The 20,582-nt window shown below is 62.9% G+C and carries 17 protein-coding genes; 12 read left to right on the top strand and 5 right to left on the bottom strand.

All coding sequences use genetic code 11. From position 1 onward, the window contains the following. The first annotated feature begins 49 nt into the window (after positions 1 to 49). The gene (locus AB4097_RS17550; RefSeq protein WP_442041880.1) at positions 50 to 2,263 is read left to right on the top strand and encodes a CHASE2 domain-containing protein; all 2,214 of its coding nucleotides are present in this window, start codon (positions 50 to 52) and stop codon (positions 2,261 to 2,263) included. 237 nt (positions 2,264 to 2,500) lie between these two features. Here the strand turns inward: AB4097_RS17550 and AB4097_RS17545 are convergent, their stop codons facing one another. Then, on the bottom strand, positions 2,501 to 4,093 hold the full coding sequence (locus AB4097_RS17545; protein WP_442041878.1) for a Na+/H+ antiporter: 1,593 nt from the start codon (positions 4,091 to 4,093) through the stop codon (positions 2,501 to 2,503). Between the two features lie 454 nt (positions 4,094 to 4,547). Between AB4097_RS17545 and AB4097_RS17540 the strand changes: the two genes are divergently transcribed. From AB4097_RS17540 to AB4097_RS17520, 5 genes are all read left to right on the top strand, one after another. Further along, positions 4,548 to 5,639 (top strand): ABC transporter ATP-binding protein, encoded by a 1,092-nt coding sequence (locus AB4097_RS17540; protein ID WP_442041876.1) that lies wholly within the window; start codon positions 4,548 to 4,550, stop codon positions 5,637 to 5,639. After that, positions 5,632 to 6,768 (top strand): ABC transporter substrate-binding protein, encoded by a 1,137-nt coding sequence (locus tag AB4097_RS17535; protein ID WP_442041874.1) that lies wholly within the window; start codon positions 5,632 to 5,634, stop codon positions 6,766 to 6,768. Before AB4097_RS17540 ends, AB4097_RS17535 begins: the two co-directional genes overlap by 8 nt. 75 nt (positions 6,769 to 6,843) lie before the next feature. Beyond that, positions 6,844 to 7,677 (top strand): ABC transporter permease, encoded by an 834-nt coding sequence (locus AB4097_RS17530; RefSeq protein WP_442041872.1) that lies wholly within the window; start codon positions 6,844 to 6,846, stop codon positions 7,675 to 7,677. After that, entirely contained in the window at positions 7,674 to 8,588 is a 915-nt protein-coding gene (locus AB4097_RS17525; RefSeq protein ID WP_442041870.1) for an ABC transporter permease, read from the top strand. Before AB4097_RS17530 ends, AB4097_RS17525 begins: the two co-directional genes overlap by 4 nt. A gap of 15 nt (positions 8,589 to 8,603) precedes the next feature. Then, positions 8,604 to 9,446 carry an endonuclease/exonuclease/phosphatase family protein gene (locus tag AB4097_RS17520; RefSeq protein WP_442041868.1) on the top strand — a complete coding sequence of 281 codons (843 nt, stop codon included), beginning with the start codon at positions 8,604 to 8,606 and terminating at the stop codon, positions 9,444 to 9,446. Positions 9,447 to 9,666: 220 nt separating this feature from the next. Here AB4097_RS17520 and AB4097_RS17515 read toward each other — a convergent pair whose 3' ends face one another. From AB4097_RS17515 to AB4097_RS17500, 4 genes are all read right to left on the bottom strand, one after another. Then, on the bottom strand, positions 9,667 to 11,205 hold the full coding sequence (locus tag AB4097_RS17515) for a DHA2 family efflux MFS transporter permease subunit (RefSeq protein WP_442041866.1): 1,539 nt from the start codon (positions 11,203 to 11,205) through the stop codon (positions 9,667 to 9,669). Positions 11,206 to 11,215: 10 nt separating this feature from the next. After that, positions 11,216 to 12,301, bottom strand: a complete 1,086-nt coding sequence (locus tag AB4097_RS17510) for an efflux RND transporter periplasmic adaptor subunit (RefSeq protein ID WP_442041864.1) — start codon at positions 12,299 to 12,301, stop codon at positions 11,216 to 11,218. A 265-nt stretch (positions 12,302 to 12,566) separates the two neighbouring features. Continuing rightward, positions 12,567 to 12,896 (bottom strand): hypothetical protein, encoded by a 330-nt coding sequence (locus AB4097_RS17505; RefSeq protein ID WP_442041862.1) that lies wholly within the window; start codon positions 12,894 to 12,896, stop codon positions 12,567 to 12,569. A 129-nt stretch (positions 12,897 to 13,025) separates the two neighbouring features. Continuing rightward, on the bottom strand, positions 13,026 to 13,781 hold the full coding sequence (locus AB4097_RS17500; protein WP_442041860.1) for an alpha/beta hydrolase: 756 nt from the start codon (positions 13,779 to 13,781) through the stop codon (positions 13,026 to 13,028). Between the two features lie 100 nt (positions 13,782 to 13,881). Here AB4097_RS17500 and AB4097_RS17495 point away from each other — a divergent pair, with 100 nt between their 5' ends. The 6 genes from AB4097_RS17495 (at position 13,882) to pheT (ending at position 20,372) form a co-directional block, all read left to right on the top strand. Next, positions 13,882 to 15,096, top strand: coding sequence for a glycosyltransferase family 4 protein (locus tag AB4097_RS17495; RefSeq protein WP_442041858.1), 1,215 nt, complete (start codon positions 13,882 to 13,884; stop codon positions 15,094 to 15,096). A 137-nt stretch (positions 15,097 to 15,233) separates the two neighbouring features. Continuing rightward, entirely contained in the window at positions 15,234 to 15,755 is a 522-nt protein-coding gene (gene infC, locus AB4097_RS17490) for a translation initiation factor IF-3 (RefSeq protein WP_262028324.1), read from the top strand. Positions 15,756 to 15,955: 200 nt separating this feature from the next. Then, positions 15,956 to 16,156: a 50S ribosomal protein L35 gene (rpmI, locus tag AB4097_RS17485; protein ID WP_009494553.1), complete on the top strand. Its 201-nt coding sequence runs from the start codon at positions 15,956 to 15,958 to the stop codon at positions 16,154 to 16,156. Positions 16,157 to 16,200: 44 nt separating this feature from the next. Beyond that, complete coding sequence (gene rplT, locus AB4097_RS17480) at positions 16,201 to 16,569, top strand: 50S ribosomal protein L20 (protein WP_009494554.1); 369 nt, start codon at positions 16,201 to 16,203, stop codon at positions 16,567 to 16,569. Positions 16,570 to 16,766: 197 nt separating this feature from the next. Next, positions 16,767 to 17,849, top strand: a complete 1,083-nt coding sequence (pheS, locus tag AB4097_RS17475) for a phenylalanine--tRNA ligase subunit alpha (RefSeq protein WP_442041854.1) — start codon at positions 16,767 to 16,769, stop codon at positions 17,847 to 17,849. Positions 17,850 to 17,960: 111 nt separating this feature from the next. Continuing rightward, a complete protein-coding gene (gene pheT, locus AB4097_RS17470) occupies positions 17,961 to 20,372 on the top strand; it encodes a phenylalanine--tRNA ligase subunit beta (RefSeq protein WP_442041852.1) in 2,412 nt (803 codons plus the stop codon). Positions 20,373 to 20,582: the final 210 nt, after the last annotated feature.

Genomic DNA, 20,582 nt, shown 5'->3' with positions numbered 1-20,582 from the left:
GGAAGATGCAATGTGATCGTGAGATCCGAGGTACGAAGATCGTTGCAGCATGGGCCCACGACCCGACGGAACGGCAGTTGTGCCCGTCCTCCTGAATAGGATACGCCGCTTAGGGGCCGGACGGATTGTTGGCCTTTTGCTCCTGGTCGGTTTGCTGGCCGTACGGATCTGGGATCCTGGACCCATCGAAGCTCTTCGGCAGAGGTCGTTCGACATCTACCAGCTGATACAACCACGTGCTGTACGCCAGGACCTCGTTACCATCGTCGATATTGACGAGTCGAGCCTACGCGTTCTGGGACAGTGGCCTTGGCCGCGCACTATCATGGCCGAAATGCTCTCGAAGATCGTCGAGGGAGGCGGCACGGTCATTGGCTTCGACGTCCTTTTTTCTGAACCGGACCGAAGTTCGCCAGAGGTTGTGGCTGAGACATTTCACGGGCTGGATGATGCAACACGGGAGAAGCTTCGGCGCCTGCCCAGCAATGATGCCGTCTTCGCCGACGCCATTCGGCTATCGAAGGTGGTCCTTGGGCAGTCGGGGTACCTTGTCTCGGGAGCAGCGCCAATTGCGCGGCCGGCAATTCAGAAGGGTGTCGCGATCCTCGGTGCGGACCCGCGCCCATTCCTTGTCGACTTTCCTCATCTCCTGCACAATCTCCCCATCCTTGATCTGGCCGCTCAGGGGCAGGGCATCTTCTCGATCATTCCTGAACAGGACGGCATCGTCCGCCGTGTCCCGGTCGTGGCGGTCGCAGATGGCATCGTCGTTCCGTCGCTTTCTCTCGAAATGCTGCGGGTCGCCACCGGATCGGGAGCCATTCTGATCACGACAGATGCCAGCGGCGTCCGGAGCGTGGGTGTCGGCGATTTCAAAATCCCGACGGACGGGAAGGGCCGCGTTTGGATCCACTTCTCGTCCATCAAGCCGAGCCGATATGTTTCCGCCATCGATCTTCTGAAGGGTAGGGTGCCGGCTGACCGCATCGCAGGTAAGATGGCGTTGATCGGAACCTCGGCCGCCGGGCTTCTCGATCTCAAGGTCACTCCAGTCCATCCGGCGTTGCCAGGGGTCGAGCTGCACGCCCAGCTCCTGGAGAGCGCCCTCATGGGAGAGACCCTGAGCAGGCCGACCTACACGGCCTCCGTCGAGATCGTGCTTGCGATGCTTCTGAGCCTGATCCTCATCATACTTGCGCCCAGGATGAATGCCGGTACCCTTTTCGTGCTCGGGGGCGCCACTGCCGCCGTGACTCTAGGTGTGTCCTGGTACTGCTTCTCGTCTCTTGGCGTCCTGATCGACTACACCTTCCCTCTGATCTCAAGCCTTCTGGTTTACGCCTTCCTGGTCTGCACAAACTACGTGACTGTTTCCGCGGACCGCCACCGGATCAGATCGGCGTTCAGCCAGTATCTCTCCCCCGATCTGGTCGAACAACTGGCGCAATCGCCCGAGAAGCTGACCCTTGGCGGAGAGCAGCGCGTGCTGACTGTGCTCTTCTCGGACATTCGCGGTTTCACGGCTATTTCCGAGTTGTACAAGGACGATCCAAAGGGTTTGACGAGCCTGATCAATCGGCTTTTTACCCCGCTCACCAAGGATATCATGGGCCGTCACGGGACGATCGATAAATACATGGGTGATGCCGTCATGGCGTTCTGGAACGCCCCGCTCGCCGATCCCATTCACGAGGCGAATGCGTGTGAGGCTGCCTGCGCAATGCTGGAGAGTCTCAAAGCGCTGAACGAACAGCGTCAGCGGGAGGCCGGCGACACTCAGCCGGTTCCCCCACTCAGGATCGGCATCGGCTTGAATACCGGCCTCTGCGCCGTCGGCAATTTCGGCTCAGACCTGCATTTCAACTATTCGGCCTTGGGGGACACAGTCAATCTGGCGTCGCGCCTCGAGGGCATGACAAAGCAATATGGTGTCCCCATCATCATCGGCGAAAGCACCGCGCAGGCCGTCATAACCCGGTTCGCCGTTCTTGAGGTCGACCATCTTCAGGTCAGGGGAAAGCGTGAGCTGCAGAGGATCTTCACTATCCTGGGACGCTCCGATGTGGCGACCAGCCGTGACTTCGTGGAACTGAACGAACGGAACGGTATCATGCTGGACGCGTACCGCCGCGGCGAGTGGCTTCAGGCGCTTGAGATGATCCTTGTTTGTCGGGAGCTGGGAAAGAAGTTCGGGCTCGATGCCTACTACGAACTTTATATCCAGCGGATCCGCTACATTATCGAGAGTCCTGCATCCAGCTAACGAGGCTGCGACTTCGGTCAATTGAGACGATCGGGATCTTTTGTCGTCGGAATTCAAGCTGTCATAGGCCTTGAACTGGTCGCAGCGAGTGAAATGGATGCTGTGATGGATCAGAAAAACCGGTTCACGAAAGTCAGGCGCCTCATCAGATCGCCTGTGGCCTTGGTCGTGCGGGCGTATACCAGATACACTACGCCGACTTCTCCCGCCTCGGCAACTGATAGGATCCGACACCCTTCATTTGGGGTCGCCGAGCGCAATCCTGATCTGCTGCTCCTCCAGGTCGAGCTCAGCCACGAGCGCCCTTATGGCATCCGAGCGGAGTTCATCCTTGTGACCGGCCAGGAGCTTGGCTCGCGCCGCCTCGATGGCCGTCAGCCGCAGGTGAAGCTGAGCCTCCATTCGCTGCGCCCCTGTCTCGGCATCGGTTCGGATTTGGTCATCCTGTTTGGCCCGTCGTCCCAGATCGCGAAGCAGGTCCCCGGCGACCGCGGCTTGCTCCGGATCCCCTTTGTCGATCTTCTGCCGGACGGCCGACATGGCAGCGACAGTCGCCTCGCTGCGGGCGTTGATCGCATCCGCAGTGACAGCTGGGTTGAGCAACTCAGCCTCTGGCTCGTCCAAGCCGAGGCGGCGGAGGAGGAATCCAAGGGTTGTCCCTTGCAGTACCAGCGTGGCGAGAATGGCGCAGAACGCCAGGAACACGATGATGTTCCGGCTCGGGAACCCGGCCGGTAGGGCGAGCGCTGCCGCCAGACTGACCACGCCCCGCATCCCAGACCATGCGAGAATCGTCAGGTGGCTCCCGGACGGCATGGGATCGCGCTCGCGCAAACGACGCGACAGGGCTCGCGGCAGCCACAGGGCCGGGAACACCCATGCGAACCGGCTGAGGATCAGGGCCGCTGATACTGCGGCTCCCAAGCCGGCAAGATGCCAAGTATTGTAGTGTTCCAGACGCTCCAGGATGCCGCGCAATTGTAAACCAATGAGCACGAACACGAGCGCAGTCAGAACGAATTCGACGAACTGCCACACGGAATGCATTTCCAGCCGGGTGCGAGCGCTGAAAGCCGCATGCTGCTGCTGGCTGAGGATCAGACCGCAGGCGACGGCCGCGAGCACGCCGGAGACATGCACCTGCTCCGCCGCCAGGTAGGCCGCGAAGCCCGCAAGGAACGACACGAGAATATCGAGAAGCGTGTCCTCCAGATGGCTGAAGATCCACATGGCAGCCCGACCAACGAGATAGCCCAGCAAGCACCCACCGGCCGAAGAGATCAGGAACGACAGGGATGCCTCACCCAGCGACACTTCGCCAGCCAGGGTCGCCGCCACGGCAAAGCGATACAGGATCAGCGAGGAGGCGTCGTTGAGCAGGCTCTCGCCTTCGAGCACCACCACGAGCCGTTTGGGAATGCGGAAATTCTTCAGAACCGAGTTCGCGGCCACCGCATCGGGGGCCGCGACGATGGCACCCAATGCGACGGCAGCAGCCCACGGAAGCTCCGGAACGAGGAGCTTCGCGGTTGCAGCCACCGCGAGGGCCGTGAACAGCACAGCCCCAAGCGCGAGGAGCAGGATGGGACGTAAGTTGAACTGGAATGCCGGCCAGTCGGTCCGATAGGCGCTCGCCTGAAGGAGAGGTGGCAGGAACAGCACGAGGGCGAGCTGAGGATCGAGCTCGATGGTGGGGAGGCCAGGAACGAGGGCCAGAGCCATCCCGCCGCCGACGAGAATGACGGCAGGCGGCAGGTCGAGGCGGCGGGCAATCAGAGCGAGCGCCACGCAAGCGGCGAGAAGACCAAGCAGGACCTCAAACAATTCCATGTAGCGCCGAATGCTCCGGTGATGCTGTTGGCATCAACGCCGGAGCCGACGCTTTGGTACGCGCCGTCATCGCAGCTCGGCGCCCAACCTTTCTATTTCCGAGGTGGTCCGGGTTCGAAGTTCTCCTCATTCTTATGCAGAAGTCGACTCACCTACGATTTCTCTGGTAACGGCCTCGTCAAGAGATCCTTCAAATAGTTATTTAATTACATGAATCGGGCGGCAGAACGACTGGTTGCCGGACGAATAGAGACCAAAGGTTTCGAGGGGTAGGGATCGTTTCAGAGCCTAGACCAGTCTGCGCCATCTTGTTCTGAGGCCAAATGCTGGTCGATGCCCTCGGACATGCGTCGATCCACGGCGTTGAGCAAAGCTTCTCTTTCCACTGACATGCAGATGTGATCTTCTGTCCCGATAAGAGACGCGAAAAGCGCATTTTGGGAGGATATCGGGCGTGGACAGTTCCGTCTCGGCCGCGATCGACATCGATCATCTTCAGGTCAGCTATGGCAGCCAGCGGGTGCTCCAAGGAGTCAGCCTTTCGGTGGCTCCCGGCGAGTTCATCGCCATCCTGGGCTCGTCAGGGTGTGGCAAAACCACATTGCTGCGCACCATCGCGGGCTTTCAGAAGGCCTCGGAGGGCGCCATCCGGCTGTTCGGACGCGACGTGGTGAACACGCCGCCCGAGAAGCGAGGCATGGCCATGATGTTCCAATCCTATGCGCTCTGGCCGCACATGACCGTTCTCGGCAATGTGGGCTATGGCCTTCGCCTGCGCGGTGTGCCGAAGGACGAGATCCGCAGGCGGGTCGACGCCGTGCTGAAGATGCTCAACTTGTCCGGGCTCGCAGAGCGGAAGGTGACCCAGCTGTCCGGCGGTCAGCGCCAGCGCGTAGCCCTAGGCCGGGCCCTGGCCATCGAGCCGGAGATCCTGCTGCTCGACGAGCCCTTGTCCAATCTCGACGCCAAGGTGCGCATCCAATTGCGCTCGGAGATCAAGGCGCTGCAGAACCGTCTCGGCTTCACGGCCATCCATGTCACACATGACCGTGAGGAAGCCATGACCATGGCGGACCGAATCGTGGTGATGGATGCCGGCCGCATTGCGCAGGTCGGGACGCCGAAGGATGTCTACGATCACCCCAACTCACCTTTCGTGGCGAGCTTCATGGGGGCCGAGAACACGCTCAGTCTCGACGTACGGCCCTCGGGCTCGGGTGTGGAAGTCCGCGCCCACGATTCCATCATGGCCTCTTATGGCGGCGACGTGCCGGTCGGATCCGTCACCGCCTATTTCCGTGATGACGTCGCTTCGCTCGACGATCCGCAGGCGCGGGTCGACGGGTCGATCATCCTTCCGGGAAAAATCGCGCAGAGAACGTATCCGGGAGGACATTACAGGTACGTGGTGGCCATCGGCGACCGTCATTTTACCGTGACGGACGAACGCTACCACGAGGTCGATCGCCAGGTGGGCCTGCGCCTGCCGCTGGCATCGCTGCACCTGTTTCCAAATGCCCCATCGACGGGAGGAACCCATGCATAAGCGCTTACTGGCTGCGGGAATCGCAGCCCTTTTCCTAACGGGCACGGCAAGTGCCCAGACGCTCAACGTCGCCACCGCCGGCGACCAGAACATGGTCGACTACATCAAGGACTATCTCGGTCCGCTCTTCGAGAAGAGCCATCCGGGCGTAAAGGTCGTGGCCGTCGGTACGGGACCGGGCGACGGCGGCTCGCAGAAGATCTACGAGAAGCTCGACGCGCAGAAGAAGGCCGGAACGGCGAATTCGGATTTCGACGTGGTGGTCGTTCACCAGAAGGCTGCCGGCACGATGGTGACGGAAGGTCTGCTGGAAAAATACCGCGAGAAGATCCCGACCGGCAATCTGGTGACCCGCGATACGGCCACGAACTCCCTCGGAGCGGATGTGTCCGGCTATGTGATGCCGATGTTCCACTCGCAGACGGCGATTGCCTACAATCCGGACCTCGTGGCGAACCCGCCGAACAGCTATCCCGAGCTGCGCGACTGGGTGAAGAAGAACCCGAAGCAGTTCGGCTATAACGGCATCAAGGGCGGCATGTCCGGCGTCGCCTTCGTGACCGGCTGGGTCTCGGCCTTCGGCGGGGATGCGGCGAAACTCGAAAAGGGACCCTACGATCCCGCCACCAAGGGCGCCTGGGACAAGGCGATGGCTGACCTGAAGGAGTTCAACGGCAACGTCGTCATCACGCCCGGCAACGCCGGCACGCTCGACATGCTCAACCGCGGCGAAATCGCCATGGGTCCGGTCTGGGTCGACATGTTCTATTCCTGGAAGGCCGACGGGAAGCTGCCGCCGAACATGCGACTGAAGCTCGTGTCCCCGGGCATGCCGGGCCAGCCGATGTACTATGCGATCCCGGCCAAGGCCGGCCAGGAGAAGCTCGCAGCCGACTTCATCGCCTTGGCCACGAGCCCGGATGTGCAGGCCGAGGGCATCGTGAAGCGCTTCAACTGGTATCCGGGCATCGATGCCAAGAACCTGGAAGGCAAGCTTGATCAAGCCGCCTGGAACCAGCTCTTCTCCGATATCCCACCGGATACGCTGGCCGCCAACGGGAAGTCTTTCCCGATCGGTCCCTATTTCAACGACATTCTCGAAACCTACGAGAAGAAGGTCGCGAACTAGACCGTGGCTTTCCTGCGGGCGGCTTCCTCGGCCGCCCGCGCCTTTTTGTCTTGATGAGACCGGTACGCGTTTCCTATGGCACGACCTTCGCTCTTCGGCCTTCTTCTCATCGCGCCGGCGCTCGCCATGATCGGCGCCCTGTTCCTGTATCCGCTCGGCTTCTCGCTGGCTGCGGCCTTCACGGATCCGTCCGGCAGCCTGTCGCTCATGCATTTCCAGAAAGCCTACGAGCTTTACTCCACCGACATTCTGTTCACGCTCTTCATCGTGGTCGTCTCGACGATTCTGACGGGCCTGTTCTCGATCGCTATCGCGGGCATCCTAACGCTGAGCGAAACGCCGTGGCTCATCGCTGTCCTGCGCAGCCTCTATCGCTGGCCGCTCTTCATTCCCTTCATCGTCGCGGCCCAGTGCATGCGAACCTTTCTGGCCAAGAACGGCCTCATGAACAACTCCTTCGTGGCACTCGGCCTGATGGAACCGATCCAGGCCACGAGCTATCTCGACTGGCGCGGCATCATCATCACCTTCGTCTGGAAGCAGGTGCCATTCGTGACCCTCATGCTGGCGGGCGCCATGGCGTCCATCGACCGCGCCACGATCGAGGCGGGCCGCAATCTGGGCGCGTCCCGCCTGCGCGTCCTGATCGAACTCGTTCTGCCGCAGGTGGCGCAGACGCTTCTCGTCGGCCTAGTTCTGTCCTTCGTCACCATGCTGTCCGTATTGTCGGTGCCGATGATGGTCGCCGGATCGCAGCCCACCATGCTGACGGTGGACATGGCGTTCCGCATCAACTCCTACGGCGACTACGCCACCGCCAATGCGCTTGGCGTCGTATCTTATCTCATCGCCGGAACGGTGGCGTGGATCTACCTTCGTCACAGCATCAGGCGCGAGGTGCAGGCATGACCAGTCAGCCTCCTCTGTCATCCACGGGCGCGGCGCCGCTGCCCCTGTCCAGGTCTGCGCCGCTTGCTCTGGACCGGCGGGCCTCCTCGGCAACGGGCCAGCGGGTCTGGACCCTCGGTTCGGGCCTTCTGAAGGTCGCTGGCCTTGCGGTCTTCGCGTTCCTGCTCTTCGGACCCTTGGCCAACCTGGCGCTGTGGTCGGTCGCGGAGCGATGGTATGCGCCATTCAAGCTGCCCGTCTCTTACGGCCTACGGTATTGGGAAGTCGTCTTTCGCCCGACGGGAGATGCCATGGCGTCGCTGATGACGAGCATCGGTATCGCCTGCCTGACCGTTCTGGTGGCACTCACCGTCTCGGTTCCGGCAGGCTATGCCCTGGCACGGCTCAAGCTTCCCTGGCGCACGGCCTTGATGATCCTGTTCCTGCTGCCGCAGGCCTTTCCGTCCGTGGCGATCTACATCAACGTGGCGCGGGTCTTCTACAGCCTTGGGCTCACCGGGACGATCCCCGGTGTCGTGCTCGTCCATGCCGCTCATGGCCTCGTCTACTCGGTCTGGATCGCCGCTGCGGCCTTCGCGGCTGTCGATCGGGACCTGGAACTCGCCGCCCGCAACATCGGCGCGTCGCCTCTGCGAACATTTTTCACCATCACGCTGCCGCTGGCAGCACCGGGCATCATGGCGAGCGCCATCTTCGTGTTCCTGGAATCCCTCGACGAGTTCACCGGCACGTTCTTCGTCGGCGTGCCTCAGGTCACGACCTTGCCGCTTCTGCTCTACAACGCGAGCATGGGCGGCAATTACCAGATCGCCTCGATCACGGCCCTTATCCTGCTCGTGCCATCCGTCCTATTCATGATCGTCATCGAGCGCTTCCTGAAAGCCGATGTGTTGAGCAAGGTCGGCCAATAGGACATCGCGGACCACATGCTTAGAATCCTGACCTGGAACATCCAATGGGGCCTCGGCATCGACGGAGCCGTCGATCTCGATCGGTTGATCAACGAGGCTCGCGCGATTGCGGATTTCGATATGCTCTGCCTTCAGGAGGTCTCAGACAATTTCCCCGATCTGAAGGGCAATGACGGTGGAAATCAGTTCGCCGAGATCGCGCGTCTTCTGCCGGGCTTCACGGCCGTCGAGGGCGTCGCCCTCGATGCCCCGGGCGGGGGCAGAGGACGACGTCGCTTCGGCAACATGATCGTCTCCCGGCTACCGGTCGCGCAGGTGCTGCGTTACACGTTGCCGTGGGAGGCGGCTGCCACCCGCAACATGCCGCGCCTCCTCCTGGACGTGGTGGTGGAGACGTCCTCCGGCCCGCTTCGCGTGATGACCACGCATCTGGAATACTCCTCCGACACGCTGCGCCGCGCACAGGTGGAAGGCATTCGCGAGGCGCACCGCACGGCCACCGAGCGTCACCTGATGCCGCGAGAGAACGGCCCCGGCACTTACGCACTCTATCCGACATCCCCTTCGGCCGTGCTGACGGGAGATTTCAACATGCGGCCGGACGACCCCGTCAAGCAGAGGATCTCGGAGCCTTTCTCCACTAATGTTCCAGATCTCGTGGATGCCTGGCAGGCTGTTCACGGATCGAAGGCTCATCCTCCATCCTTCTGCCTCTTCGATCAATCCAACGGATCGCCCCATTGCTGCGATTTCATTTTCGTGACGGAAGATCTCGCTCCCAAGATCCGTACGATCAGCTACGATCAGGAGAGCCAAGCCTCCGACCACCAGCCCGTGCTCATCGAGATCGACATATAAGCGAAGGGGCAGTTGTAGGCTCCATGCCGACAGTCTGGTGAACGGTGCGATGAGGAATATCGGCCAAGCAGGGCATCAACTTCATCGAAAACAGGTTCTGCATCATCCTCATCGCACGGGGCAGCGTCCTGGGCTCATGGCCTGTGTCTCCGGAACCTCGAGAAGATGATGCTGGGAAGAAGATGACCGGCTGAACTCTGCTTAACGTATCCATAGAGCTCTAACTTGCTCGACTGCTGCGGATGTCAGGGTTTCTTCGCATCAGAAACACCAGGGGTATGATGGCGATGGCGGCATACATCATCAGCAGGAAGTTATTTGCGTAGGCGATGCTGGAGGCCTGGAACTGCACCATAGTGTCCAGGCTGGCGCGACCGGCGGGCGTCTGCAGATTGAGCAGGGGGCCGTATTCGCGGATGCCGGGGCTGAACGGGGTGAGGTTCGATACCAGATCGGCATGCATCGTCGTCATATTTCGGGTGAGCAGGAATGTGGTGAAACTGATGCCGATGCTCGAGCCGATATTGCGGGTCAGGCTGAAGAACGCCGTGCCCTGCGTACGAAAGGCGGGTTCGAGAGTTGCGAAGGTGAGTGTGCTCAACGGCACGAACACGAGTCCCAGACCGAAGCCCTGAATGATCCCTGTGCGGATGATGGCAACCTGCGACACGTCCGGGGTGAACCTGGACATTTCATGAAGCGCAGTCGCGGTGAGGATCAATCCGCAGATGATAAGCCATCGCGCATCGACATAACGGATAAGCTGTCCTACGAGCACCATGGAGACCATGGTGCCCATCCCCCGCGGGGCCAGCACGAGTCCTGCGGTCTGGACGGGATAGTTCACGAGCCGCTCAAGATAGGGCGTCAGCAGCGCGAGGGTCGCGAGCAGGATCGCGCCGATGCAGAAGATCAGGATCTGGCCGACGACGAAGTTCCGGTCCTGAAACATGCGCGGCTCAAGAAACGGCTGTCGCGCGGTGGTGAGGTGCACGACGAACATGTAGGCCGCAAGCCCGGCGAGCGTCGCCTCGATCCAGATTTCAGTCGACTCGAACCAATCAAGCTGCTCGCCCCGATCAAGGAACATCTGCAGCGATCCGATGGCCAGGCTCAGAAGTGCGAAGCCGAAGGCGTCGAAGGACTGCGTTTCGGTGCGCGGCGGCTCGGGCAGGAAGAAGTAAAGACCTGCTATTGCCAGCAGCCCGACGGGTAGGTTCACGTAGAAGGTCCAGCGCCAGTTGTAGGCTTCGGTCAGCCAGCCGCCGAGGGATGGGCCGATGATCGGCCCCAGCATGACGCCGAGACCGAAGATTGCCATGGCCTGGCCCCGGCGCTCGATAGGATAGGTATCGAGCAGAACCGCCTGTGCCAACGGCACCATGGGGGCGCCGAAGATCCCCTGCAGCAACCGGAAGAGGATCATCTGATCGAGCGACTGCGCGGCACCGCAGAGGAGAGATGCAGAGACGAACCCCGCCACCGAGAGCAGAAACAGCCGCCGGCGTCCCAGGCGGTTTTCGAGAAAGCCCGTAGCGGGCGTCATGATCGCCGCAGCCACGATGTAGGAGGTCAGCACCCAGTTGATCTGATCCTGCGTGGCGGCCAAGCTGCCCTGCATGTACGGCAGGGCGACATTCGCGATGGTGGTGTCGAGTGCCTGCATCAGTGCGGCAAGCATCACGCAGGCTGTAATGGCAACTCTGTTGCCTCGTCCAAATCCCACGTCTGTCGGCGAGGGAGCTGCCGTGGTCGCCATGGCGGCTTCCCTACAGGCTCTCGCGCAGGTCGCGCCACAACTGGGAGAGCGAGCGCTCCTGGCCGGTGTCGATGGACACGGTGGCGCTCATGCCCGCGCGCAGCTGTGGTCCGCCGCCAGGCTGCTGCACGCTGATCTGAACGGGGATGCGCTGGACCACCTTCACCCAGTTGCCACTTGCGTTCTGGGCGGGGAGAAGTGCGAAAGTCGCTCCGCTCGCGGGATTTATGCTCTGTACTTGCCCCTGGAACCTGACATTGGGATAGGCATCCACTTCGATGCCGACCGGATTGCCGACACGTACATCCGTCAGGTCCGTCTCCTTGATGTTGGCTTCGACCCAGATGGAGGTGCTGGATACCATGCTGATCGCTTGCTGCCCTGCGGTAAGGAACATCCCCGGCTGAATGGCATCCACGTTGGTGGCAATTCCGGTGAAAGGGGCACGCACCTCAGCCAGGCGCAGGTTGCGCTCGGCGGTATCGACGTTCGCCTGGGCCTGCCGATACTGGGGTCTTTGTTCCAGAGGCATGTCTCCGTCACCACCAAGCTGCGCGAGGATCGTTGCGGCTTCTTCCCGTGCCGTCGTCAACGCTGCCTGAGCGACGGAGAGATTGCGCTGCGCCTCGTCGAGCTGTGCCTGTGAGGATACGCCCCGTCGCACGAGATCGTTCATGCGGTCGAACTCCGCTTGGGCGAAATCCAGGTTTGCCTGCGCTTGCTTAACCTGAGCCTGCCGGCTGCGGTAGGTCTCGACCATTCCCGCCAGCTGGTCCCGCGTCACGCCAAGTTGTGCCTGCGCGCCCGCGAGCGCGATACGATAGGGCTCCTGGTCGATGGTAAAGAGCACATCTCCCTCGCTGACCTGCTGGTTGTCCCGCACCAGGACCTGGGCCACCGCTCCCGTGACCTGTGGTGAGATGGATACCGTGGCCGCTTGAACGTACGCATTCTCCTCCGACACATACCGCCCGCCTGACAGATAGAATGCGAGCGCTGCCGCGGCGACCACCAAAGGCCCGAGAATGAGTAAAGTCCGGCGCAGCCAGGGCCGGCGCGTGTCGGTTGCCTCGGTCGGACCGCCTTCTGGCGCCACGGTCGGCTCGGCTTGGGACTGCGGTGGCGGGGCGTTGTCAGGCGAGCGCCGGGCATAGGAAGTAGTCTGCGCATCGTTCATCAGGCGTCACCTCGAACTCTCCGCAACATGGCATGCCCTCACCGTGAGAGACGGGAATAGGTCGTCCGGCATCGGAATGTTCCATCAGGATATGACGGCGCCTTTCCGTCCCGGCCAAGGTGATCCGGGAAGAATGCGCTTTGCCGAGACGTGGTCTTCGCATACCCGTATCAGGAGGGCACATTTACGAGTCGTATCGTTGCGGTGGGCTGCCTGAGGTCTCCTCGTGATCATGATCGACCGGCACGAGGAAGGTCACGAACACGCCGTCGTCATCCTCCATGTCCTCATCATCGTCGTCGACGTCGAATTCAGGAGCCTCGAAGGCTGCGACCTCCTGATCCGATGCCGGCCGGATCGTCAGCGGCGCCCGCCCATCCCATAGCGGCGTTCCGTCACTGGTCATGACGGTGAGGTCCTGCCTGAACGCGTCGCTTTCGAAGATGGCCCGCGCCTGAGCTTCTTCCGCATCAGTGATCGCAATGGGCCTGCCGTCGATCTCAAGGGTGAACATCGCTTCTCCTGCCCGTCATGAGTTGAGCGGCCATCCGCATGCCATACCCAACAATTGGCCCAGGCGTCGGTTCGCGGCAAGCCACCCGGCGTTTCACGCCATCTGCATGCGTGACCACCCTTTGCTCGCTCAGGCGATCCCTTCGACAGCCGCGATAAGCCGCTCGATATCTTCCGGCCTCGAGAGCCGGTGGTCGCCGTCCTTGATCAGGGTCAGCGACACGCTGTCTCCCGGCAGGTGCTCGACGAGCCGGAGAGCGTGGTCCCACGGGACGTCGGGATCCTCCATGCCCTGCAGGATATGAACCGGGCAGCCGGCCTGGATCGGGCGGTCGAGCAGGAGGTGCCGGCGCCCGTCCTCGATCAGCTTCCAGGTGATCGGATAGGGATCGTCCGAATAGGCGGAAGGCCGATGATAAACCCCCGTCTCCTGCACGCTCGTCCGAAGAGCCTCGGGGAAGCGATCCCACATGAGCCGTTCCGTCATGTCGACGGCCGGGGCGATGAGAACCATCCCCGCCGGGGCGATGTCGGGCCGGTTCTCCATGAGGCGGCGGGCCGCCAGCAGGCTGATCCAGCCTCCCATGGACGAGCCGACGAAGACGGGACGCTCTGTCACGAACCGCTCGATGACGGTCATCGCATCCTCGAGCCATCGGGAAATGGTGCCGTCCTCGAAGACCCCCCCTGATTCGCCGTGGCCGCTATAGTCGAAGCGCAGGAAAGCGCGGCCGTTCATCTTCGCCCAATCGTCGAGGGCGGTCGCCTTGGTGGCGCGCATGTCGGATTTGAACCCGCCGAGCCACACGACGGGCGGTCCCTTGCCCTCCCGGAACAAAACGGCGATGGGGCGGGCATCCTGGCCTACCGTGACGCTTTGCGGCATGGTTAACTCATCCTCAACTGCTTTGAAGCAACCGTTTCTAGACGATTCTTTTGAGAAGGCTCTTACATCCGTGAGTTTTTCAACGCGACCCGGCGGAGGGATGGCTTTTCCGTCCTCTCATGTGCATCCGCTGGAGGGCCGAACCGTTATGCAGATCGTCCCCGAGCTCGAGGCCGGCGGAGCCGAACGCACCACGGTCGATATTGCCGAGGCCCTCGTTCATGTCGGCGCCCGTGCCCTGGTGGCCACGGAGGGCGGGCGGCTCGTCGGCGAACTCCAGACCAAGGGCGGCGTGTGGATCCCGTTCCCGGCGGCGACCAAGAACCCGTTCTCCATGCTCGTCAACGTGCGAAAGCTCGCCCGGATCTGCCATCACGAGCGGGTTTCCCTCGTGCATGCGCGTTCCCGGGCGCCCGCCTGGGTGGGCCTTGGGGCTGCGCGCTCCCTGAACATTCCCTTCGTCACCACCTATCACGGCAGCTATTCCGGCCGCTCGGCGGTCAAGGTTCTGTACAATTCCGTGATGGCGCGGGGCGATGCGGTGATCGCTAATTCCCACTACACCGGCGAGCTGATCCGCTCGGTCTATCCCCAGGCCGGGGACCGTATCCGCGTCATCCACCGCGGGACCGATTTTTCCGTCTTCTCGCCCCATGCGGTGGCGCCGGAGCGAGTCGAGGCCCTGAGGAAGGCCTGGGAGGTCGCTCCGCACGAGCGTGTGGTCCTGCTGGCGGCCCGGCTGACCGGCTGGAAGGGCCAGAAGGTCCTGATCGAAGCGGCGGCCAAGCTTCGCGATGCCGGCCTCAACGACGTGGCCTATATCCTCGCGGGCGATCCCCAGGGGAGGGAAACCTATGTGAAGGATCTCGACGGCCTGATCGTGGCGCGCAAGCTGAAGGGGATTGTGCGCCGGGTCGGCCATTGCACCGACATGCCGGCCGCCTTCCTGGCAGCCTCGGTCGTCACCGTCCCCTCGACCGAGCCGGAGGCCTTCGGCCGCTCGGCCGTGGAGGCCCAGGCCATGGGAACGCCCGTGGTCGTGTCCGATCTCGGGGCCGTGCCGGAGACGGTCCTGTCCCCGCCGGCCGTGCCGCCGCACGAGCGGACGGGCTGGCGGATCCCGGCCGGAGATGCCGATGGCCTGGCCGAGGCGGTCGGGGCGGCGCTGAGCCTGGGGGCGAGCGCCAGGATTGCTCTCGGGACCAGGGCCCGGTCGCATGTGGAGCGTCATTTTTCGCTCGAACGCATGGTTTCCAGCACCCTTGACGTCTATTCAGCACTCCTGACGGGGCGTTTTAGCCATAGAACAAGTTGACTTCCCGCAGATTTGCGCGAAATGTCGATTCATTCGTGGCAAGGCTGAGCCTACCAGCAGGGATTCCTCGAGAGTTCCCGGTCCGGCAGCCTAGCCCTCAACAGGAGATACGAGCCATTCGCAGACCAATGAGAGCCATGCCGGTGCCGCAAAAGGACGGACCGCGCGCCAACCGAGACATTCGCGGCGTCCGCGAAGTACAGCTGATCGACGATGCTGGGCAGAATCGGGGCGTTGTGCCCTTCTTCGATGCCCTCAAGGTTGCCGAAGAGGCAGGCCTCGATCTCGTGGAGATCTCGCCGAACGCCACTCCTCCCGTCTGCAAGATCCTCGATTACGGCAAGTTCCGCTTTCTCGAGCAGAAGAAGGCCGCCGAGGCCCGCAAGAAGCAGAAGACGGTCGAGGTCAAGGAAATCAAGCTGCGTCCCGGCATCGACGACCACGATTACGAGGTCAAGATGAAGGCCATGAAGAGCTTCTTCGAGGAAGGCAACAAGGTGAAGATCACCCTGCGCTTCCGTGGCCGCGAAATGGCGCACCAAGGCCTCGGCCTGAAGGTTCTTGACCGGGTCAAGGCCGATGTGGGCGATCTCGCCAAGGTCGAGATGGAGCCGAACTTCGAGGGCCGTCAGGTCGTCATGGTCCTGGCGCCGCGGTAACGGCGCTCTTTTTCAGCCGAAATTCGTGGCCGTCGGGGTTCCGGCGGCCATTGCTTTTTGGGCGGCCTTCTGTCATAAGCCGCCCTTCATTGAACCGCCCGGCTGTTAGGGCTGCCGTGGCGGTTCGTTTTGCTCAATGCAGCAATGAAAAGGCCAAGGCGCGGCTTGCCGCTCCCGACGCCTGTCCAAAGGAGAGCCAAATGCCCAAGCTGAAGACGAAGTCTGGCGCGAAAAAGCGCTTCAAGATCACTGGCACCGGCAAGGTCGTTTACGCCCAGGCCGGCAAGCGCCACGGGATGATCAAGCGGACCAAGAAGCAGATCCGCAACCTGCGCGGCACCACGACCCTGTTCGAGGGCGACGCGTACAACGTGAAGAAGTACTTCCTGCCGAACGGCTAAGGCGGTTCTTCCCCCACATCCCGGATTTTGAAGGAGTTTTTTAAATGGCCCGCGTCAAACGGGGCGTTACCGCCCACGCCAAGCACAAGAAGGTTTTCAAGGCCGCCAAGGGTTTCTACGGCCGCCGCAAGAACACGATCCGCATCGCCAAGCAGGCGGTCGAGAAGAGCATGCAATATGCCACTCGCGACCGTCGCAACAAGAAGCGCACCTTCCGCGCTCTCTGGATCCAGCGTCTCAACGCTGCCGTCCGCACGCATGGCTTGACCTATTCCCGATTTATCGACGGTCTCGGCAAGGCTGGGATCGAGGTCGATCGCAAGGTCCTGTCCGAAATGGCCATCCATGAGCCGGCGGCTTTCGCCGCTTACGTGGACGCCGCCAAGGCCGCCCTGCCGCAGCAGGCCGCTTAAAGCGTCGGATAGACCGGATTTCGGTGCGGCTGGCCCGGTCAGCCGCACCGCCTCACTCCCCCTTCTCCGAGACCATTCGCGCTGACGGCCTTTTTGCGCTGTCGGTCGCAATTTCGCGGCTCGGACGACTTGACGGTTCCCGCGCCGCGCCTCACTCAAGGCGCCTGTATTTGGCGCACGCATCTGGCCAGGGACCGATGACCGATCTCAACCAACTCGAACGTGACCTGCTGACCCAGGTCGAAGCCGCTGGCGACGAAGCGGCTCTCGAATCCGTGCGCGTTTCCGCGCTCGGCAAGAAGGGTTCCGTTTCCGAACTCCTGAAGACTCTCGGGGCCATGACACCCGAGGAGCGCAAGGAGCGCGGCCCGCTCATCAACGGCCTGCGCGACAAGGTGCAGACCGCCATCGCGGCCAAGAAGGACACGCTCGCCGAGGCCGCCCTCGAAGCCCGTCTTTCGGCCGAGCGCGTCGACGTGACACTTCCCCCGCCCGAGGCCCCCGAAGCCCGCGGCCGCATCCACCCCATCAGCCAGGTGATCGAGGAGCTGACGGCGATCTTCGCCGATATGGGCTTCTCCGTGGCCGAGGGGCCGGATATCGAGACGGATTATCTCAACTTCACGGCACTGAACTTCCCGGAAGGCCATCCGGCCCGCGAGATGCACGACACCTTCTTCCTCGCTCCCAACGAGAAGGGAGAGCGCAAGGTGCTGCGCACGCATACCTCGCCAGTGCAGATCCGCACGATGATGTCCTCGACGCCGCCGATCCGCGTGATCATTCCAGGCCGCACCTATCGCCACGACTCGGACCAGACCCACACGCCGATGTTCCACCAGGTGGAAGGCCTCGTCATCGACAAGCAGGCTAACATCGCGCACATGAAGTGGGTCCTGGAGGAGTTCTGCAAGGCCTTCTTCGAGGTCGAGCAGGTGAAGATGCGCTTCCGCCCGTCCTTCTTCCCTTTCACGGAGCCGTCCGCCGAAGTGGACATCCAGTGCTCACGCAAGGGCGGCGAGATCCGCTTCGGCGAGGGGACCGATTGGCTCGAAATCCTCGGCTGCGGCATGGTGCATCCGAACGTGCTGCGCAATTGCGGTCTCGATCCCGACGAGTACCAGGGCTTCGCCTGGGGCATGGGCATCGACCGTATCGCCATGCTCAAATACGGCATGCCGGACCTGCGTCCCTTCTTCGAGGCCGATGTGCGCTGGCTGAACCATTACGGCTTCCGCCCACTCGACATTCCGTCACTCGTGAGCGGCCTCACCTCGTAAACGTCATCCCGGCCGAAGCGCCGGGATCGCAGGACAAGTGAAGCTCCCTATTCCGAACACGATCCCGGATCTGGCCTTGCCAGTCCGGGATGACACTCAAGGAACAGTGTCATGAAATTCACCCTCTCCTGGCTGAAGGATCACCTCGACACCTCGGCCTCCCTCGACGAGATCGTCGAGACGCTCACCCGCATCGGCCTCGAGGTCGAAGGCGTCGAGGACAAGGCGAAGACGCTGGCGCCCTACAAGGTGGCCTATGTGATCTCCGCCGTGCAGCACCCGAACGCCGACCGCCTGCGCGTCTGCATGGTCGATACGGGCGAAGGCGCGCCGATCCAGGTCGTGTGCGGCGCCCCCAATGCCCGCACCGGCATGAAGAGCGTGTTCGCGCCTCCCGGCACCTATATTCCGGGCAAGAACATCACGCTTGGCGTCGGCACCATCCGCGGCGTCGAGAGCGCCGGCATGCTGTGCTCCGCGGCGGAACTCGAGATCTCCGACGATCACGACGGCATTATCGACCTGCCCAGTGATGCGCCGGTGGGCGTTCCGTATGCATCCTATGAGGGCCTCGACGATCCGGTCATCGAGATCAACCTCACGCCGAACCGTCCCGACTGCACGTCGATCCACGGCATCGCCCGCGACCTCGCGGCCGCCGGCCTCGGCACGCTCAAGAGCGATGCCATCGCGCCCGTCCCGGGCAAGGGAGCCTGCCCGGTTGCGGTGACCATCGAGGACGGGAAGCTCTGCCCGGCCTTTGCGCTCCGCCTCGTGCGTGGGGTGAAGAACGGTCCGTCGCCGGAATGGATGCAGCGTCGCCTGCTCTCCATCGGCCTGCGTCCGATCAACGCCCTGGTGGACATCACCAACTATATGACCTTCGACCGGGGTCGTCCGCTCCATGTCTTCGACGCCAAGAAGGTGAAGGGCAACCTCACCGTTCGCCGCGCGAAGGACGGCGAGGAGGTGCTGGCGCTCGACACTCGCACCTACAAGCTCGATCCGGGCATCGTGGTGATCGCCGACGAGAACGGCGTCGAGTCCATCGGCGGCATCATGGGCGGCGAGCATTCGGGCTGCGACGAGCATACGACCGACGTGCTGATCGAATCGGCGCTGTGGGATCCGCTCAACATCGCGCAGACCGGCCGCAAACTCGGGATCATCACCGATGCGCGCTACCGCTTCGAGCGCGGCGTCGACCCGGCCTTCACCGTGCCGGGTCTCGACCTCGCCACCAAGCTGGTGATGGACCTGTGCGGCGGTGAACCGTCCGAGGCCGTCGTGGCGGGGCAGGTGCCGGACAACCGGCTCACCGTGGAGTTCCCGTGGTCGGAAGTGCCGCGCCTGTCGGGTCTCGACGTGCAGCCCGCCGAATCCGAAACGATCCTGAAGAAGCTCGGCTTCGGCATCCAGGGCTCGGGCGAGCGCGTCAGCGTCACGGCGCCGTCCTGGCGGCCCGACATCGACGGCAAGGCCGATCTCGTCGAGGAGGTCATCCGCATCGCGGGTGTCGACCGCATCGAGCCGCAGCCGCTGCCGCGCCTCGAAGCCGCGGTTGCAAAGCCCATCCTGACCCTGATCCAGAAGCGCACGCGCCTCGCCCGCCGTTCGCTCGCCGTGCGCGGGCTGGTGGAGGCCGTCACCTGGTCATTCATCGCCAAGAGCGAGGTTGAACTGTTCGGCGGCGGCGATGCAAGCCTTGCGCTCGCCAACCCGATTGCCGCGGAACTCTCTGACATGCGTCCGAGCCTGCTGCCGGGTCTGCTCAAGGCTGCGCAGCGCAATGCGGATCGTGGGCTTGGCGATGTGGCGCTGTTCGAGGTCGGCCAGACCTTCGCGTCCGACGAGCCGGAAGGCCAGTCGATCAAGGCCGCCGCCGTGCGTCGTGGAACGGCGCGGGCCGAGGGCGTCGGTCGTCACTGGGACGGCGGCGCCGAGGCCGTCGATGCGTTCGATGCCAAGGCGGACGTGCTGGCGCTGCTCGCGACGCTCGGCATCCCGTCCGGCGGTCTGCAAATCGTTGCCGGCGGGCCGGCCTGGTTCCATCCTGGACGCTCGGGCACGCTGCAGTTCGGGCCCAAGAACGTGGTCGGCGCTTTCGGCGAGGTTCATCCGAAGGTGCTGAAGGCGCTCGACCTGAAGGGTCCGCTGGTCGCCTTCGAGCTCAATCTCAACGCGCTGCCGCCGCCCAAGGCGAAGCCGACCAAGATGAAGCCGAAGCTCAACCTGCCCGACTTCCAGCCGCTCACCCGCGATTTCGCCTTCGTGGTCGGCCGCGACGTGGCTGCCGGCGACATCGTGAAGGCCGCGCAGGGCGCCGAGCGCCAGCTGATCGTGGGTGTCGACGTGTTCGACATCTACGAGGGCACCGGCATCGACCCGGACAAGAAGTCCGTGGCCATCGCCGTAACCCTGCAGCCGACCGAGAAGACGCTGACCGACGTCGAGATCGAGGCCGTCTCGGCCAAGATCGTCGGCGAGGTCGGCAAAAAGACCGGCGCGGTGCTGCGGTCTTAAACACAAGCGTCATCCCGGATCGCGGCATAGCCGCGATCCGGGATCTCTCGCCACACTCTCCCGTCATGGCCGGGCTTGTATTGATGGATTTGGCTTAGAGTGCTTGTCCGGAGGGGCTGTGAGGCTCCTCCGGACGGACAGGAGGCCGCTTTTTCGGGCAGGCTGTTGGAAGCCGAGGTCAAGCGCGGCCCTGTTTGTTCTTCCCCAACC

It is taken from the genome of Microvirga sp. 2MCAF35 (assembly GCF_052115545.1).
GTDB lineage: Bacteria > Pseudomonadota > Alphaproteobacteria > Rhizobiales > Beijerinckiaceae > Microvirga.
This window is presented reverse-complemented; position numbering and strand designations above follow the sequence as displayed.